Source organism: Pseudomonas serbiensis (assembly GCF_030580745.1).
In the GTDB taxonomy this organism is placed as follows: Bacteria; Pseudomonadota; Gammaproteobacteria; order Pseudomonadales; family Pseudomonadaceae; genus Aquipseudomonas; species Aquipseudomonas serbiensis.
The window spans coordinates 82,945-101,904 of record NZ_JAUQOO010000017.1 but is presented as its reverse complement, the minus strand read 5'-3'; the positions used below and the strand labels follow the sequence as shown (position 1 = coordinate 101,904).

Genomic DNA, 18,960 nt, shown 5'->3' with positions numbered 1-18,960 from the left:
TGGTGGCGTTGCCTGTTGTTCATGGCCATCAATCAAGCCAGCGGACGATTGGAGCGAGCGAACAAGGCGTTACTGATACGTTGACCATACAGACCAACAGCCAGACCCGACACGATAAGCATCACGGCAAGGAGTTTTATAAGCGACAGGCTTTCATCAAAAATCACCACCGAGCCCAGAATCCCGAATATAGGCACCAGAAGCGACAGCGGGGCAACCGTGGAAACCGGGTATTGATTGAGCAATGAATTCCAGACCCAGTAACCGAACAAGGTGTTGGGATAAACCTGAAACAGAATCGACAGTACGGCGCGGTGGTCGAGTTGGTTGACCAGCGTGACATAGCCGCTGGTGCCATTGACGATGTAGTCCAGAAGGAACAGTGGAATCGGCGAAAAGGCGCTGGACCAGACCAGAAAGGCAAATACCTGCTTGGTCCCGGCCTTTTTATTGATGATGTTTGCAACACTCCAGGCCACCGCACCCAACAGCACCAGAATCAGCCCGGTCGCCGTGACCGAGCCATCCACGATAAAAATAATGCTCAACAGCCCGCACAGCGCGACGCCAATCCCGGCCAGTTGATAACGGGTGACCGTCTCCTTGAACACCCAGGCACCCAACAGAATCGTGAAAAACGCACTGAACTGCAAAACCAGCGAAGCGATCCCCGCCGACAGCCCGGACTTGATCCCCAGATTGACGAGACCCCACAGCCCAATCCCGAATATCAGCCCGTAACCGATGATGTAACGCCACGGTACATCAGGCTTTGGAATGAAAAAGATCGCCGGCAGCGCACAGAGCGCAAAACGCAGTCCTGCCAGAATGAACGGGTCTACCGAGGTCAGGCCCAGCTTGATGACCGAGAAGTTGAGGCCCCAGATTGCGGTGATCAGGATGGCGAGGAGGAGGTGGTGGAGTTTCATTCGGGGGACTTCCTGGTCGTGTGAGTCATCTACAGCGGCAGGTTAATGCACTCTGACCTGCCGGTCTTGTGGCAGTCAGAAAGATTTATGCCTGAAAAATGGTCTATTTGCCTGTTTTGTGAGCAAAAACTTGACTTGAAGTAATGTATCGGAATCTATACATTTGCTGGCTTAGTGCTTCTATAGTGGCAGTCAGCAAAGTAACGACCCTTTTCGACGATTACGGAGGAAGGCGCTAGTTGCTTTTTAGCGGCAACTAAAGGTCAGTGGCTGCACACCCAGGGAGCGGGATACCAATGGATGGGCTCAAGATTTTTCTCGCAGGCCTGGATGGATATATTTATCTGGGATTGCTGCTTTCAACGTTTATCGCCATAAAATTTAAGCCCGAACATGCGGCCTCTCTGTTTATCTGGGGCTGCAGTGTTCCGCTTTCTGCTTTTTGCTATCTGGTCTGGGTTCATGCAGTCGGTGGTGGCTGGAACTTTGTGATGTTTCTTGTAGAGGTCTTTGCGTTTTCGCAGGCCGGTTGGCTGGGAGGTGCTTTGGCTCTTGTCGGACGGTTGAGAAATATAAAATCTATCAAAAAGACCGGTCTGTGGGTATCTGTAGTTTCGGTTGTTTTTCATGGGCTGTTTCTGATGTTGATTCTTGTTTCTGGAGCAGGTTCTTAATGGGCGAGTTGCCGTCTCTTTTGAACTTTATTCTTAATAGTTAGTTTTTATAGGAAAAGGAGTTGGGTGTGTCGTTTTTAAAAGGTTTTCTGGTGATCTTGTTGTGCGGTTTTTTAACGGGGTGTTCAGAGAAGGTTTGGATAATAAAGCCTTTCGACGTTTCTTTGCCTAATCAATATTCTGCCGCGAAGTTTAGGGTTTCAGAGAGTGGTGGATACAGGGTTGCTCTGTTGTTCGTATGGGGTGAAAGTGAACTGGACGTGGTTAGGCAAAGAAAGTTGTGGGGGAGGGCTGGTCTTGAGGAAGAGGGGACTCTAGTTCCGGTTCGTTTGCGAGTTACAAAGGATAATGAATTGTTTTTTGATGAGATTTTATTAACGGGAGGTGTTGACTCTGGTCATGCTTTTGAATATGGCGGGGTTTATAAGTCTGCGCTTGCTAGAGAGGTGAAGAGCTTTGCTCTTTCTCCTGGGGAATATTCTTTTGAGATTTTTACTATGGATGGGGTTGAGGCGTTTCGTGGTGATGAGAGTTATGTGATTTTTTCTTATTATGGGCCCAAGGTTTAAAGGTTTTCTAAAGTTTGGGGTAAAGGGTTTGAGAATGGATGAGAGTTATGGTGTTGCCAGTAAAGTCACTGCAAAAGAGGAGATGTGTTTATGTCATATTTTAAGGTTTTTTTTGCTCTGATCTTATGTGTTTTTTTAACGGGTTGTTCAGAGAAAGTTTGGATAGTAAAGCCTATCGACGTTTCTTTGTCAAATCAATCTGCTGTCGCGAAGTTTAGGGTTTCAGAGAATGGTGGATATAGAGTTGCTCTTTTTTTTGTGTGGGGTAAAAGTAAAGCTGAAATGGATAGGCAAAAAATATTATGGGGCAGAGGTGATAAAAGAGGAACGCCTATTCCAATTCGCTTGCGAATTCTAAAGGACGGTAAACCATTTTTTGATGAGGTTTTGGTGACCAGTGGGATTAGTGCAGGTCAAGATTTTGAATACGAAGGCGTTTATAAGTCTACTCAGGTTAGAGATGTAAAAAGCTTTGCCCTCGCCCCAGGTGATTATGATTTTGAAGTTTTGACTGTAGAGGGGGTTAAGGTGTTTGAAGGTACTGAAGGGTATGTGGGATTTTCTTATTATGACCCCAAGGTTTAAGTGCTTTTTAAATTGAGAGAGAAAGGACTCGGAAATGGAAAAGACTTACAGTGTTACGTACAAGGTCGCTGAGATAGGGGCGGATTATGTTTATCAGCATGATAAGGGGGATCATAAGGCGGGGGACAAGGTCGATTCTGTCGGCGGGCATATGTGGTATAGCGTTAGTGATGGTGAAAATAGCGAGAGTTTCGGTTTTGCCTCGGCTCTTGGGCAGTTAAAGGGTGATGGTAACGTAGTCTATGATGATAATCAGGCATACCGGGAAACTGTTTATGAAGTAACTGTAAAGCTGACTGAGCAGCAGTATGAGTCATTAATGGCCTTTTCGGATAACCCCGCATCCGGTGGGTTTGATCCAAAAAATTATAATGTATTGACTAATAGTTGTGTGGATTTTGTATATGCCTCATTGAAGGCTATCGGATACAATCCAAAGGGGGAGCAAGGTGATCTTGTTCCGCAATTTAATGATGATAATATTAATGCGCTTCTTGGTGGGTTTGGGACTCAAATAATTATTGGAGATATGCATAAAAATGGATTTGTTTACGATGGTAGTGAAACCAGCTTGTGGCTAGATGCCAATGACCTAGCTGGTGGTATGGTAAACAATGATTTCTCATTGAGTACCGATCTTGCTTCTGGAATCAAATACAAAGAATCCGTGGATCACGATGCGGCAGCCGCTGAAGTTGCCCAGGGTTTGGTCGCCAGTGGTGGCGGTTGGAACCTGACTTACTATGCAGATAAACTCAATGCAAACCAGTATCAGGGCAATTGGATAAATAACACCTTTACCAATGCGGCCACGCAGATTCTGGCTGATGGTTATCGTCCGGGTAACGTCAACACCGTCAAGGATGTATTTGATTTCAGCCTGCGTAACTCGACCCAGGGCATGACGTATGGCAGCACACTGGCTGCACTTTTGAATTCGGGCGATGCACGTGCCCGTGTGACGTTGCCTACCGATCCGCTGGTATTGGACCTTAATGGTGATGGCGTAAGACTGACGGATTATCTTGGAGCACCGGTACTGTTCGATGCCGATAACGATGGCGGCAGTCTTGAGGAAACGGGCTGGGTCAGCCCGCAAGACGGCATCGTTGTGGTGGACTCCAATGCCAATGGCAAGATCGACAACATCAGCGAGACACTTTCCGAATATTTCGGTGGTGTGGCGGGCACAGGCGGTAATGCCGGAGAAAAACGCTTCTCGAACGGATTCACTGCCTTGGCGAGTCTGGACAGTAATGCTGACGGTGTTTTCGATAACCGCGACGATGCCTGGTCGAGTGTCAAAGTCTGGGTCGATGCCAACCACGACGGAAAGAGCTGGGATGATGCCAATGGTAATGGCTCGGTGGACGCCAATGAAAAGAGCGAACTGAAGTCATTGGCAGAGCTGGGCATTACCCGGATCAACTTGAACAGCGTGGCTCAAAGCGGCGAAGTGCGTGACGGTAACGAAGTGCTGGCACGAGGGACATTTGTTCAGAATGGCGTCAGTAAAGAAGCCATCGCCGCCAACTTCCTGGCCAACCCCAACGGTCACGTTTTTACGGCAAGTGGCACCGGTACTGTCATCTCAACGCAGGGGGGAGGAGAGGTTTCCCCTGTAAGCGGTTATGCCTCTTCATCCTCCACGGGTGAACATATCGATGTGGCATCGAAAGGCGTAAACAATGCGACTGGCGGCTCTGGCAATGATGTGTTGCAAGGCGACGCCCAGACCAACTGGCTGGCCGGTGGCCAGGGTAGCGATACGTTCTACGGTGGTGCCGGAGACGATGTTCTACTGATCGATGGCGACGACCTGTCCGAGAATATCCATGGAGGGGACGGTACCGATATCGTTCAGGTCCTGGGCGATAAAGGTGTTTATCTCAACCTGGCAGATGCCGGTGTGGAGATTGCCCAAGGCGGTCGTGGCAATGACACCTTCATCGGGGGCGGGTCCAGCACGGTTTATATGCGCGGCGGCGACGGCGATGATGTACTCATCGGTGGGTACGCCAATGATGCGTTGTCGGGTGAAGATGGTAACGACGTCATTCTGGGCGGAGCCGGCAACGATGTATTGCGCGGGCATCGTGGCAATGACCGGATTCAGGGTGGCTTGGGCAACGACCTCATCGATGGTGGTCAGGATGACGACAACCTCAACGGCGGTGCCGGTGACGATGTACTGATCGGTGGTGCGGGCGATGATGTGATTGATGGCGGTGACGGCCTGGACGTCATCGAACTGTCCGGCGACTTTGCCGACTATCGTCTGACACGAACGGCAGAAGGTGTCTGGATCAGCGACACCGTTGCAGGGCGCGACGGCACAGATTTCCTGCAGAACATCGAAAAGATCAACTTCAAGAACCTCAAGCTGGTCGAGATCCCGAGCGCGACCAGCGAAGGCATCGAGAACCCTCTGCTGGTCAAGGATGTCCTGAGCAACGACAAGGCCGGTGCGGCTTTCGAGCGTACCAGTGCGCATCTGATCGGCAAGGAACAACTGCTGCAGAACGACATCGACTGGCAGCATGATGCGCTGCACATCACCGGACTGTTCGATGTCGTGGGTGGTACGGCCAGCGTGACTCAGGCTGGCGATGTGCTGTTTACGCCGGATGCAACCTTTACCGGCATCATGGGCTTCAAGTACACCGTTGCCGACGCCAAGGGCAATGAGGCCGGTACGGTTATCAGCATGGGAACCGGTGAAAGCGCGACGATGCGCGCTGCGGTGTACCTCAAGACCTCGGATCTGCCTGACGATCCACTGGTGACCGATCAATGGTATCTGTCCCAGGCCAATATTCTCCCTGTCTGGAAGGATTACACCGGCAAGGGCGTCAGGATTGCCCAGATCGAAACCACCAGCCCTTTCGGCACGACCAAGGAAGTGCTCGACTACCGTCATGCCGACCTGAAAGACAACATCGACAAGAACTGGCTGGCCAATGCCACGCCGGGACAGATGGCGGGCGAAGGCAGCGGCGGCGTCTTCAGCGATCACGCCACTCTGGTGGCTGGAGTGATGGTCGCCTCCCGCAATGGCGAAGGCAGTGTGGGGGTGGCTTATGACGCCACGATTGCTGGTTACTGGGTCAACAAAGACGACTTCAGCACCATGTCCCACATGCATGAATATGACGTGGTGAACAACAGTTGGGGGAGTAGCATTCCCTTCGACCTGAAGTTTTCCCCGGCCGAACTGGGACTGCTGCCGACGCCACATCGTCAGGCCCTGCAAGAGGGGCGTGACGGGCTGGGGACCGTGATTGTCACAGGAGGCGGTAACGATCGGCAGAAAGGCGGGAACACCAACTACTCGAACGTCTCCAACAGCCGCAGCAGTATCATTGTCGGCGCGATCAATGCCACCACCGACCTGGGAGCTCTCCAGTTTGGCGGCAAGCCGTTTTCCAGCCCGGGCGCCAGCATTCTGGTCAGTGCGCCGGGCTCGAACGTGACCTCCACTTCGCGTCTGGTGCAGAACGACAATGGCTCCACGTTCGGTGCCGACACCAGCGTTTCGCAAGGCACCAGTTTTGCCGCGCCGATCGTCTCCGGCATCGTGGCACTGATGCTCGAAGCCAACCCTGAGCTGGGGTATCGCGACGTCCAGCAGATCCTGGCGCTTTCGGCTCGCAAGGTAGCTGACCCTGATACCTCGTGGCAGGAAAACGGAAGCGAGAACTGGAACGGCGGCGGCATGCACGTCAGCCACGACTATGGTTATGGCGAAGTCGATGCCCGCGCGGCGGTTCGTCTGGCCGAAACCTGGAATACCCAGCAGACCTTCGCTAATGAATTCAGCCTGAACCAGCCTCTGGACTCCGGCACCCTCAACCGTGCAATCACTGATGGACAGGGCGCAGGCATCAGCCATTCCCTGACCCTGGGTAACGCCGGTATTTCTGTCGAGCATGTTGAAGTCAAAGTCAGCCTGACGCATTCCCGACCCGGTGACCTGATCCTCAAGCTGATCTCGCCGTCCGGTACTGAATCCATTCTGATGAACCGTCCGGGCAAGGCGCCTGGCGGCGCGGCGAGCGAGCGTGGTGACGCCGACTTCGCTGGCAGTTCCACCCTGAATTACGTTTTCGACACGGCGCTTCTGCGGGGTGAAATGGCGCAGGGCAACTGGACGCTGCAAGTCATCGATACGGTCACCGGCGACACCGGCACACTCAATAGCTGGAGCATGAACGTTTATGGCAAGGGCGGTACGTCCGATGACCAGTATGTGTATACCAATGAATATGCACAGCTGGCCGCTGCGGGTGGGCGCAATGTGCTCAACGATACCGATGGTGGCGTAGACACGATCAATGCCGCGGCGATAGCCAGTGCCAGCGTCATCGATCTTTCCAAAGGCCAGGCGACCCTCGCCGGTGCCCAGTTGACGATTACCAATCCAGGCCAGATCGAAAACCTGATCGGCGGTGAGTTTGGCGACTCGCTGACCGGCAACGCTGCGGATAACCATCTTTCGGGTGGCCGTGGCGACGATCTGCTGTCGGGCGGCGCTGGCATCGACACGCTGATCGCAGGGCAGGGCAATGACACCCTGACCGGTGGTGCCGACACCGACTATTTTGTGATCGACAAGAATGCGGGTGACGTCGATACCCTGACCGACTTCGTCATCGGCACCGACCGAATCGTTCTGTCCGGTTTCGGCCCGGACGTGTATTCGACGATGGGCATCAGCCAGCAAGGTGCGGACACGCGGCTGACGCTGGATGACGGGCAAGTCCTGGTACTTAAAAATGTGCAGTCCCAGGGCCTGACGCTGAGCAGCTTCGTGCATGTACCGGAAGGTGTGAGCCTGAGCCGTCTGGAGCGTTACTCCGGCTTTGGTTTCGGGCTTGATGGCAGCGTGACCGAGCGGATTCTGCCGGACACGACCAATGGGGTTCTGTACTGGGCCAACGATGGCGGCGAGCGCGTATTCGGTGGCACGGGAGCCGATGTGATAACCGGTGGTCTGGGTGACGATGTCCTGGTCGGTGAAAGCTCCACGTCATCAAGTGTCGGCGGCAACGATACCCTGAACGGCGGCGAAGGCAATGATGTGGTGCGTGGCGGGGCAGGTGATGACGTGCTCTACGGCGGTGCCGGGCTGGATTATCTCGGAGGCGATGCCGGTAACGATGTCCTCTATCTTGAGGGCGATCAAGGTATCGCTGATTACGCAACCACCACGTTGCTGGCTCCGAACATTAACCTCGGTGGTGCGGCTACACACACCGGAGCCTCGGTGGCTGGCGGTGCCGGGAATGATCGTTTTGTCGTGGTCGAAGACCTCAAAGCGAGTGCTTCCCAAGGCATCATGGCCAACCTGATCGACGATTTCGAGGTGGCCAATCCAGCCGAAAAAATCGACCTGTCACAGATCCGTGCGGTACACAGCTTTGCCGAGCTGAACTTCAGTTCGGTGACAGTGGATGGCGAGCAATACCTGAGAGTCTGGCTGGGAGCGATGGCCAGTGGCACTCAGTACCTGACCCTCAAAGGCGTCACCGTCAATCAACTGTCCGCTGCCAACTTCATTTTTGGCCAGGCAGTTGCAGAGCCCAAAGTGCTGCTTAGCGGTACTGATGCCAACGATCTGCTGATCGGCGACGCCGGCGGCAATACCCTCGATGGCGGTGCCGGTGCGGACGTTCTCGAAGGACGGACAGGCGACGACACCTATATCGTCGACAACGTCGGTGACGTGATCAAGGAAGTGGTGGGCGGTGGCTATGACCTGGTCAAGTCCAGTGTCAGTCATACCTTGGCCAGTGAAGTCGAATCCCTGCAACTGTTGGGCAATGCGGCTATCAATGGCACCGGCAATGAACTGGCCAACCGCATTGTGGGCAACAGCGCCAACAACGTGCTGGACGGTGCCGGAGGTTCCGATGTGCTGATCGGCGGTCTGGGTGACGACACCTATGTGGTCGATGACGGTTCTGACCGGGTCGTCGAGTCGCAAGGTCAGGGCACGGACACGGTCAATGCCTCGGTTTCCTTCACGCTGGCCAGCAACCTGGAAAACCTGAACCTGACCGGCAGCGCCAGCATCAACGCCACGGGCAACAGCGTCGACAACATCCTGCGCGGCAATATCGGCGATAACCGTCTCGACGGCGCCCAGGGCGCAGACCTGATGATCGGTGGCCTGGGCAATGACACTTACTTTGTCGATCACATCGGCGATGTGGTCATGGAGGATGCCGACGCTGGTAATGACAAGGTCATTTCCACGGTCGACTACAGCCTGGCGGCGAATGTCGAGATCCTGACCTTGTCCGGTTCCGCCCTGAATGCCACGGGTAACGCGCAGGCCAACGAACTGTTCGGCAACGAGCACGACAACCGCCTGTACGGCGGTGCGGGCGATGACTTCCTGCAGGGTGGCAAGGGCAATGACCGCTACGTGTTCGGTGTCGGTCATGGCCAGGACTTGATCAATGAAGACCTGGATGCCAGTGGTGGCGTTGACACCATTGCGTTTGAAGCGGGCATCAACGCAAGCGACGTCGCTGTCGATCACACCGCGCAAGGTATGGTGCTGCGCCTGAACGATGGTCAGCAGATCATTTCCGGCTGGACCGCTGCCCGTGGTCACAGCATCGAGCGCATCGAGTTCGCCAATGGCACGGTCTGGAACACCGCCACGCTGGCGACCCAGGCCAACCGTTCACCGACCATCGCACAGGCGATTGCCGATCAGAACGTGGCAGAAGACAGCGGCTTTGTCCTGACACTGGCGAACAACGCCTTTGTCGATGCAGACAGCGGTGACGCCCTGAAGCTGAGTGCAACCCTGGCGGATGGCAAACCTCTGCCAGCCTGGCTGAGTTTCGATGCTGCCACCCGTACCTTCCGTGGCACGCCGGACAACAGCGCCGTGGGTAACCTGTCGATTCGCGTCACCGCGACCGACAAGGCCGGCCTGTCCGTCAGCGACAGCTTTGACGTGCGGATCAGCAATACCAACGATGCACCGGTCCTGGCCAAGGCCATTGTCGACCAGGCTGCAACCGCAGGCACACTCCTGAACTTTGCGCTACCGGCAGCGACGTTCACCGACGTGGATGCCGGGGACACATTGAGCATCACCGCGCAGTCTGCCGACGGTAAGTCGCTGCCTGCCTGGCTGACGTTCGATGCGGCTACTCGCACCTTCAGCGGCACGCCTGCAAGCCTGGGTACCGTCTCGGTCAAGGTTTCGGCCGTGGACCGTGCAGGTGCAGTGGTCAGTGATGTGTTCGACATCGTGGTCGGCGAGCAGACCGGCTTGATCACCGGCACCCAGAGCGGCGACTACCTCAATGGCGATGCGCTGGCCAACACGATCAACGGGCTGGGCGGCGACGATACCCTTTATGGCAACGCTGGCAATGACGTACTGAACGGCGGCGATGGTGCCGACTGGCTCTACGGCGGCGACGGTAACGACATTCTGGATGGCGGTGCCGGTAACGACAGGCTGTCGGGCGATTTCGGCAATGACACCTATCGTTTCTACCGCGGCATGGGGCAGGACACCATTACTGATTTCGACTGGACTGTGGGTAATGTCGACACCATCAAGGTCGCGGCCGATATCGCTCCGGCCGATGTGATTCTGAATCGTGACGGCAACTACCTGCATCTCTCGATCAAGGGAACGACAGATAAAATGTCGATCACCTTCTTCAACAGCATCAACTACCAGGTAGAGCGTGTCGAATTTGCCGATGGCACGGTCTGGGATATCGATGCCCTCAAAGCCATGACCCGGGGAGTGGCCAGTGATTCGGCCGATACCTTGTATGGCGACGTTGGAGCCGATGTACTGGATGGGCTCAATGGCGATGACAGGCTCTACGGTGATGCTGGCAACGACCAACTCAATGGTGGTGCCGGTAGAGACACGCTGTACGGCGAAAGCGGCAACGACACCCTCAATGGTGGAGCCGACAACGACTACCTCGATGGCGGCGACGGTAATGACACTCTCGATGGCGGTGCCGGCAACGACTCCCTGAGCGGATCTCGCGGCAATGACACTTACCTTTTCTATCGCGGCATGGGCCAGGACACGATCAACGAGTTCGACTCCACCACGGGCAATGTCGACACCATCAAAGTCGCGGCAGGCATCACCCCTGACGATATCATCGTCAAGCGTGACAGGTCGGATATCGTGCTCTCCATCAAGGGCACGACTGACTGGATGAAAATCTACGAATACACCGGCTCCAACTATCAGGTGGAGCGCGTCGAGTTCGCTGACGGGACCGTCTGGTCTGTCGCGGACCTCAAGCGCCTGTCGGTGGTCGTGGCCAGCGAAGCGGCCGATACGATCTACGGCGACGAGACGGGTGAGCAGATCGACGGGCTTGGCGGCAATGATCAGTTGTACGGCCAGGCCGGTAACGATGTGCTCATTGGCGGTGCTGGCGATGACATGCTCGATGGCGGATCGGGTGTCGATACGCTGGATGGCGGAGCAGGCAACGACTCGCTGTATGGCAGCTCGGGTAACGACATCTATCTGTTCCAGCGTGGCGGTGGCCAGGACCAGATCTCGGACCGTGACTGGACCTCCGGCAATATCGATGTGATCAAGCTGGCACAAGGCATCAGCCCGGGCGATATCAAGGCTTCGCGTGTGGGCGACAACCTCGAACTGGCAATTATCGGCACGTCGGACAAGATCACCGTTCGTGACTGGTTCTACTCCACCGACTCGCAGATCGAGCAAGTCCAGTTCGTGGACGGCACCGTCTGGGATGCGACTGCCCTTAAAGCCATGGTCAAAGGTGTGGCGAGCGAAGGCAACGATACCCTGCAAGGCGAAGAGTCCGTTGCCGATGTTCTCAACGGGCTGGGCGGGGACGACACCCTTTACGGCTTGTCAGGCAACGACACCCTCAACGGTGGCGCTGGCAAGGACAAGCTCTATGGTGGCGCCGGAGCGGACATCCTCGATGGCGGTGCCGGTGATGACAGCCTCTATGGCGATGCAGGCAACGACACCTACCTGTTCTATCGCGGTGCCGGGCAGGACTGGATAAGCGACTACGACAACACGGCCGGCAACCTGGACGTGATCAAGCTTGCGGAAGGCCTCAAACCTGCCGATATCCAGCTCACCCGTAGCCTGAACGACCTGTATGTCGGTATTGCCGGAACAACCGACAGGCTGACGGTTTCCGGATGGTTCTCCAATACCGCGAACCTGATCGAACAGATCCAGTTCGCCGACGGCACCACCTGGAATGCCAGCACCATCAAGACGATGAGCAACGGCACGTCCACCCAGGGCAATGACGCGCTTTATGGCGATGATGCTGTGGCCGATTCGCTCAGTGGCCTTGCAGGCAACGACAAGCTCTATGGTCTGGGCGGCAACGACGTACTGTCGGGCGGTGCCGGGGATGATGAACTGAACGGAGGCGCAGGCGCTGACACCCTGATCGGTGGCACGGGCAATGACCGACTGTATGGCGACCGTGGCAACGACCTCTACCAGTTCGAGCGCGGCGGCGGCCAGGACGTCATCGACGACTTTGACCCGGATGCCAACACTGACGTGCTGCAGTTTGGGAGCGGTATTGCTGCCGACCAACTGTGGTTCAGCAAGAATGGCTGGGATCTGGAAGTCGGCGTCATCGGCACGAGCGACAAGGTGACGGTATCCAAATGGTCGTTCTGGGGCGAAGGCACTTGGGAGGATGCCCAGCAGATCGAACAATTCCGCACGGCGGATGGCAAGGTCCTGATGGCCAGTCAGGTTGACCAACTGGTAGAAGCCATGGCGGCTTTCGCACCTCCTGCACCGGGAGAAGTGAAGCTGTCGGAAAACTACCAGGCCTCGTTGAATGCCGTGATTGCGGCTAACTGGCAGTAAGGCTGAAAGCAGCCGCGCCTTTGGGCGCGGTTGCTCTTGGTTACAGCGGCCCTGTCTGCGAAGCAGGATCGGCTTCAAATCTTCGACACATAATCACATCGAGTCTGTGTTTGGCATTCCGTATTTCACCTTCGCTGCCTTTCTGCAGTCGTGCTCGCAATGATTACCAAGTGCATCGCAGCGGGTGCAATACGCCGCAAAGGCCATAGGCTTTCTGGGCTATTAGGGTTAATCGAGCATTTGCCAAAACGGATCGTTCTGCCAGTCGGGTGGGAAGCCCATGGCTGATAGATTGATGTCGGCGAATTCATTCAATTGCTCATGCAAGCGTCTATCCCAACTGGTGTGTGGGCTGACTTGGCGCATCAGCAGGTTGAGAATGCATAGCACTGTGAACATTCGTGCATGTTGCCCTGGTTGTTGTAAATACGTTGGCCAAGGGAAATTGACTGTTTTGGGAAGCTCTGGACGGATGCCCAATTCTCGGTTCCATAGACGAGCATGATGTGCGCATATATTGCGAATGGTCGTCAGGGTATGCAGCCATGACTGCAGAAGTGGTCCTGGCAAGGCCATGCGTCGGGCGATGGCTTTTTTGTCGGCATCGCGTGCGAGACCTTTGAACAAGTATGAGAGCTCACCAAGGGTTATCTCTTCCATGGCGGCCCAGGCGGGCATCAGGTCTGGAGCGTTGTAAGTCAGTGTGTAATGTCGCGCATAACTTTCCTTGGTGCGCAGGCTTTTGAGTAGCGTTTTGCGAGCATCAGATGCTTGGGAGGCATCGATGCGCTGACATTCGCGCGAATGGTCCTGATGCGCTTTTTCCTGTTTACTACGAATGCTGTCGAGCAGTGCCTGATGGCGATAGGTGCGCTGGAAAAAATGAACCTCCAGATACCAGTGAGCCCCATATTTAGGTCCCATGTGGTTGCTGATGGCGGCCCGTGCTGCAACTTCAATGCGTTCAATCGCATCGATTACCAACAGTCGCAGGCGTCGGTCAAAATCGTATAGACGAGTAAGTTCTTTCAACTGCGTACCGGGCCTGAAACCATGCTCGGCATCTTCGGACACTTGAAACGGGCGCATGTAAGGCGTGAGGCGAAAGAAACTGACGGCCTCAAAAAAACAATGCGCCTTGCCTTCGTCCTGGATAGTAAGCCCACGCTTTTTGAGCAAATCCAACTGGGCAGGAATATCAATGGCTGGCTTGCTAAAGGGCTTCATGCCGAAAAACAGTCGGGCATAAAAAACCCGCTCAATTTGTGCGTAACTGCCGAAGCAGCCCTAGGCATGGCGGGTATGTTGCGGGAGAGGTTAGGCACAGCTACGTTGTTTTGCAAGGTCTTTGTCACTGCATTGATGAACGGGTAGACCGTCTTTTATGTTGGTTTGGCGTCAGCAAGCATAGTGTGTTGCAACCGTACGGCGAATGCTCTGGTGTAAGAGCATATGTCTTCTGTATCCAGATCCGCTCGGTCTCTCAAGGATAGGCGGCCTTTGCTTTCAGGTTACGAAGCAGCACATACGGATCCGCCCCTATTCCCCTGCACATGCCCATGAATTCAATGACGTCGAGATCTGTGATCTGCATTCTCGAAGGATTGTGGGCGATCGATTCTGGTGACCAGTCCCTCCTAGGCTTCAAGTTGCGAGGTCATCAACCGAAGGAAAAACCACCGAACGCATGCTGCAGAACAAGCGTGCGCTTGGGTTTGATTCTGTCGTGGGCTGCGAAGGGGAGGAGGACGCGCTTAATCACTTGGCGCGACTTTTTATGGAATATGCGGAGATTTCGTTTCGGCGGGCGTTGGTTGCGCGGCGCAGACGGCTTGGGGTGGATGACTTTTAGCCGACAAATAAAAGCTGGTTTGTGGTTAATGCCGGCTAGTACATATGCGGTGTCTGTTCATCAGTCGTCGCCAGCAAGCTGCCTCCCACAAGTGGCATGTGTCCCTTAACCTTATGGTGATCACTACCTCCGAATCTGCAATATAGTGCACTTTAGCGGTTGTGGTGGGCTGCATTTCTGCAATAAATTGCACATAAACGGCCCGTGCCCTATGATCATCTGCACTATATTGCAGGTGCGCGTTATGCAGCTCACAATCCAGATCCACGATGAGGGCCAGTGGCGTAATGCTTTTCATCTCACCTTTCGAGAGCCAGCGGAAGGTTTCCTTGGGCCGTGTTCTTATGCATATGACCGTGACTATATCGTTCGCCACATCAACGACGTCCTGGCACAGGATGAGTCGGCGGTCAGCTACAACTTCCCGGTAGGTTTTGACGACAACACACTCAAGATCGCGCCAGCATTTCTTCACGATATCTCGCCGGCGGGTGCAGCAAAGAGTTCTCTGATGCGGCGGATAGGTGGGGAAAAGCCTGAGGGCTTGGCCACGGACCTCTTCCTGCTAGGTCGCTGTACGCCAGCACCAATCGGAAACATGCGAATCAAAGAGTCAGCAGACCTGATTGACCAGTCCGCTCGCCTTGGATTTCCTCGTGAAGAGGTGATTGCTCTGAGCACTGAGTTCATCGACTACGCATACGATCAAGGGGCAGCCATTGGAGGTGCCAGTGGGGCAGGTGGTGCTGCGCCAAAGATTCTGATGACTGAAGACAAAACGGGTCTGCTTTACCCGGATGCATCGCTTCCGGATTCAGAGGCGGCTGAGCACTGGTTTATCAAATTTCCAAGAGGGCAGGCACTGAGCGAAGACGTCGCCATCCTGCGCGCGGAGTACCTGTACTACAAAGCGATTCACCAACTCGGGTTGAATACGGTTTCGCAGGATGGGCTAGCACTTAACGAAGGCCGCAAGCCCAGTCTCTGGATGAAGCGCTTTGATCGTGAAATATCACCTGAAGGCGTTAAACGTTTTGCGGTGGAGTCCATTTATTCATTGGCCGGTGTTTCAGAACCTTGGTTGCAGATGAGTCATCTTCAGGTCATCGATATGCTCGTAAGCATCTGGAGGTGCGCGGGCCAGGAAGATGAGATCCATGATCTGATTTCTGAATATCTGCGCCGCGACTTGCTCAACCGGGTATTAGGGAACACCGACAATCACGGTCGGAACACTTCAATAATCCGTGAGAAGGGGCGATTCAAACTGGCGCCTATTTATGACCTGGCTCCGATGTCCGTAGATCGCGAAGGGATTATCAGAACGACACGATGGCCAAAAGAGATCGAGCTGGCCAACAATATCAATTGGGAGGCCGCCTGTATGAGCCTGGGGACCTATGTACATCCCGCTCGCTTGTATGAGCGCTTGAGGGAGGACGCCAAACTGTTTCTTCACCTTCCTGAAATCCTTCAGCCAGATCTTCCGGTCGTAATCTGGAACCACCCCAGTATCCCGCTGGCCAACCTCAAAGACCGGATGCAAGCCTGGGGTGTTCTATGAATTCAAATGCCGCTATGAGTGACCAGAACTTCAGCGCAATGACAAGGGAAGAGCTCATTCGCTCCATTGAGAGCATGCTGGGGCATGGCGAAATTTCAATGGGCAAGGCTGTGGAGATGCTCCGGACAATGGTGGCAAGGCTGGATCAGCGCACCTTTGCAAAAATGTGCAAAATCTCGATTCGTACCTTGGCGCACATTGAGCATGAAGAAGGTAATCAGACCATCAAGTCGATGAACGCTGTATTCAAGCCGTTTGGTCTTGAGCTTTGTCCGGTTAGGGTGAAGCGGGGTCAGTATTTGGGGGGAGTGGGGCGTTAAGAGTGCTGATCGTAGTCTCCAACCCCCGAAGCACCTCATATGGATCCACCCCAATCCCCTTGCACACTTCCAAAAACTCAATCACATCCAGCCTGCGCTCGGCATTCTCGGTTTTCGAAACGAAGGATTGCGGGCGGTCGAGTCGGGTTGCCAGTTCTTTTTGAGTCAGACCGGCTGCTTCGCGTGCCTCTAACAAAAGCATGAGCAAGGCTTGATAGCGGGTGTTGTGGATGGTTTTCACGTAGGCGTGCCGTTTGATGGTCCGGCCACCTGAATAAACCTGATTTGGGATTATCCCAAAATGGGTTTTTGGTTTAAGCTTCTGCTTCCAGGGATATGCACGTATGGGTGCAAGGGAGTCAGTATGAAAAACAAGAAACCACAACTGTTGTCTCGCAAGCCTCGCAGGCTCAGATCCTCAACCCTTTCGGCGCGTCAGGTCATGACCAGGCAGCAAGTCGTCAGTGCCATGTATGCCTACCTGATGAACAGTTGGGAAGAGTTGCCTGAGCAGAACAAGCGTGCGCTGGGTTTTGATTTTGTCGTGGGTGGTGAAGGGGAAGAGGAAGCGCTGAATCACTTGGCGCGGTTGTTCATGGAGTATGCGGAGATTTCGTTTCGCCGAGCTTTGTCCGCCCGACGCAGGCGCCTGGGAATCATTGACTGACTTTTCACAAGCAAATAAAAAGCCGGCTTGTGGCCGGCTTCTCGGGGACGGTCTTGGTTTATTTTTGGTAAACCGCAATCGCCTTCAACAGGTGCATCCGCAAGGGATGCTAAAGAGGTAACAAGCCGAACGTGTCGTTCGCCTTGTGTGGCAAGGGCCGCGCTGGGCAGCCTGTGCCGAATGGTGGCCACAGGATACTGATGTTTTGCGCCAATGCCCAGTCTTGAAACACATTCTCACTGTGTAAATACGGATACTCAGCGCAGCAGCATGGCGTTTCGGCGGCTGTTGAGGGTGGACCACCAGAATATCCAGCCCAGGATGCGGATGTTTTCCCGCTCGATTTCTTCGGCGCTGAAGAGTTCGTCCGGGTATTCGCTGTTGTTGTGGCTGCGCAGGCGCAGGCCGCCGTTGGGCAGGCGGTAGAGGTATCTGACGCGCAGGATGCCGCCGTGTTCGAGGGCGTACATTTCGCCGTCGATGACCTGGGTCAGGTCGCGGTTGACGCCCAGCAGTGAGCCGTCCTGGATCTTGTCGGCCATGCTGTTGCCGATCATGGCGACGCACATGGTGTTCTTGGGGTCGATGTTCATGGTTTGCAGCACGTGCATGGGCAAACGTATTTTTTGTCCGGGCGCTTCGGCCAGTACGGTCTTGCCGATGCTGTTGGTGGATTCGATTTCCTTGTAGATCTGAATTTCCACATCGCCGCGCAGCAGGCTTCGTCCTTGGTGAAGCGTAATCGGGGTGTCGCCGCCATTGTTCTCGTTGGCGGAGTCTGTCGGGTGTTTGGGGCCTTCGCCGGTGCGCAGCCAGCGGGGGTTGACGGTCAGTAGTTCAGCCACCTCTTCCAGCCGCGCCATGGGTACGCCGCGTTTGAACCAGTTGTTCACGTGCTGGGGCGTGACTTTGCGGTTGGCTGCAAAGTCCGTCGCAGAAAGATGGCACTCCCGCAGGAGGATGCGTAGTCGATCACCTGATGTATTCATGAAGCCGAGTTTACGGCGCTCGCGAATCCGTTTAAATGAACGGGGTGTTCAAATACTGCTGTTCCCTTATTACTTACGGTTAGCGACCTACAGGTGCAACAGTTGTTATGTAGGCATGTTCCGCAATACGGTTATTTAAAATAAACACCGTGTTTTGCTCTAAACCGACTGTGCAGGGTTCACACTTTGTTTATGGCACTTTAAATGAGGGATGTATTTTTATACGTTTGTTTATTGTTGATGTTCTGGAGAGTGCGAGGCAGGAGGGGCGAGGAGGGCGAAGCGTTTTGCAGAAAGGTGTTCGGAACACCCGGTCAGGTGTTCCGAAACAGCGAACCGGGTGATCAGCCTTTGTAGGCTGCAACCGATTTCAGAATCTCGGCGCGGGCTGCGTCAGCATTGCCCCAACCTTCGATTTTCACCCATTTGCCTTTTTCGAGATCCTTGTAGTTCTCGAAGAAGTGCTTGATCTGTTCCAGCAGCAGGGCTGGCAGGTCGGTGTACTCTTTCACGTCGACGTACAGCTGGGACAGCTTGTCGTGTGGTACTGCGATAACCTTGGCATCGCCGCCGCCGTCGTCGGTCATGTTCAGGATACCGACCGGGCGAGCGCGGATGACCGAGCCTGGAGCGACCGGGTAAGGAGTCACGACCAGCACGTCGAGGGGGTCACCGTCGTCAGCCAGGGTGTTAGGGATGAAACCGTAGTTGGCCGGGTAGAACATCGGGGTGGCCATGAAACGGTCAACGAACAGGCAATCGGATTCTTTGTCGATTTCGTATTTGATCGGCGCGTGGTTGGCCGGGATTTCGATAGCGACGTAGATGTCGTTCGGCAGGTCTTTACCAGCCGGAATCTTGCTGTAGCTCATTGGGTTTTGCCCCCGTAGTTGACCAGACAGATATTGGCATTAAC

The 18,960-nt window shown here is 54.7% G+C and carries 12 protein-coding genes; 7 read left to right on the top strand and 5 right to left on the bottom strand.

What is annotated here, in order from left to right; translation table 11 throughout:
- Window positions 1-32 precede the first annotated feature (32 nt).
- Window positions 33-929 carry an EamA family transporter gene (locus tag Q6A51_RS20370; RefSeq protein ID WP_304575584.1) on the bottom strand — a complete coding sequence of 299 codons (897 nt, stop codon included), beginning with the start codon at window positions 927-929 and terminating at the stop codon, window positions 33-35.
- 296 nt (window positions 930-1,225) lie between these two features.
- Between Q6A51_RS20370 and Q6A51_RS20365 the strand changes: the two genes are divergently transcribed.
- The 4 genes from Q6A51_RS20365 to Q6A51_RS20350 all read left to right on the top strand — a co-directional run bounded on the left by Q6A51_RS20365 (window position 1,226) and on the right by Q6A51_RS20350 (window position 12,652).
- Window positions 1,226-1,603 (top strand): hypothetical protein, encoded by a 378-nt coding sequence (locus tag Q6A51_RS20365; RefSeq protein WP_304575583.1) that lies wholly within the window; start codon window positions 1,226-1,228, stop codon window positions 1,601-1,603.
- 68 nt (window positions 1,604-1,671) lie between these two features.
- Window positions 1,672-2,172 (top strand): DUF5625 family protein, encoded by a 501-nt coding sequence (locus Q6A51_RS20360; RefSeq protein ID WP_304575582.1) that lies wholly within the window; start codon window positions 1,672-1,674, stop codon window positions 2,170-2,172.
- 90 nt (window positions 2,173-2,262) lie between these two features.
- Window positions 2,263-2,757 (top strand): DUF5625 family protein, encoded by a 495-nt coding sequence (locus Q6A51_RS20355; protein ID WP_200986276.1) that lies wholly within the window; start codon window positions 2,263-2,265, stop codon window positions 2,755-2,757.
- Window positions 2,758-3,382: 625 nt separating this feature from the next.
- Window positions 3,383-12,652, top strand: a complete 9,270-nt coding sequence (locus Q6A51_RS20350) for a calcium-binding protein (RefSeq protein WP_304575581.1) — start codon at window positions 3,383-3,385, stop codon at window positions 12,650-12,652.
- 228 nt (window positions 12,653-12,880) lie between these two features.
- Here the strand turns inward: Q6A51_RS20350 and Q6A51_RS20345 are convergent, their stop codons facing one another.
- Window positions 12,881-13,879 carry an Abi family protein gene (locus tag Q6A51_RS20345; RefSeq protein ID WP_201006955.1) on the bottom strand — a complete coding sequence of 333 codons (999 nt, stop codon included), beginning with the start codon at window positions 13,877-13,879 and terminating at the stop codon, window positions 12,881-12,883.
- An 869-nt stretch (window positions 13,880-14,748) separates the two neighbouring features.
- Between Q6A51_RS20345 and Q6A51_RS20335 the strand changes: the two genes are divergently transcribed.
- Both Q6A51_RS20335 and Q6A51_RS20330 read left to right on the top strand, forming a co-directional pair.
- A complete protein-coding gene (locus Q6A51_RS20335) occupies window positions 14,749-16,068 on the top strand; it encodes a HipA domain-containing protein (RefSeq protein ID WP_236249418.1) in 1,320 nt (439 codons plus the stop codon).
- Window positions 16,065-16,388, top strand: a complete 324-nt coding sequence (locus tag Q6A51_RS20330) for a helix-turn-helix domain-containing protein (protein ID WP_236249419.1) — start codon at window positions 16,065-16,067, stop codon at window positions 16,386-16,388. The genes Q6A51_RS20335 and Q6A51_RS20330 overlap by 4 nt, the downstream gene beginning before the upstream one ends.
- Here the strand turns inward: Q6A51_RS20330 and Q6A51_RS20325 are convergent.
- Window positions 16,345-16,629: a helix-turn-helix domain-containing protein gene (locus Q6A51_RS20325; protein WP_200986288.1), complete on the bottom strand. Its 285-nt coding sequence runs from the start codon at window positions 16,627-16,629 to the stop codon at window positions 16,345-16,347. The genes Q6A51_RS20330 and Q6A51_RS20325 overlap by 44 nt on opposite strands.
- A gap of 123 nt (window positions 16,630-16,752) precedes the next feature.
- Between Q6A51_RS20325 and Q6A51_RS20320 the strand changes: the two genes are divergently transcribed.
- On the top strand, window positions 16,753-17,055 hold the full coding sequence (locus tag Q6A51_RS20320) for a hypothetical protein (RefSeq protein ID WP_236249420.1): 303 nt from the start codon (window positions 16,753-16,755) through the stop codon (window positions 17,053-17,055).
- 257 nt (window positions 17,056-17,312) lie between these two features.
- Here the strand turns inward: Q6A51_RS20320 and Q6A51_RS20315 are convergent, their stop codons facing one another.
- Window positions 17,313-18,044, bottom strand: a complete 732-nt coding sequence (locus tag Q6A51_RS20315; RefSeq protein WP_200994476.1) for a LexA family transcriptional regulator — start codon at window positions 18,042-18,044, stop codon at window positions 17,313-17,315.
- 344 nt (window positions 18,045-18,388) lie between these two features.
- Window positions 18,389-18,916 (bottom strand): inorganic diphosphatase, encoded by a 528-nt coding sequence (gene ppa / locus Q6A51_RS20310; RefSeq protein ID WP_201007062.1) that lies wholly within the window; start codon window positions 18,914-18,916, stop codon window positions 18,389-18,391.
- Between the last annotated feature and the right edge of the window lie 44 nt (window positions 18,917-18,960).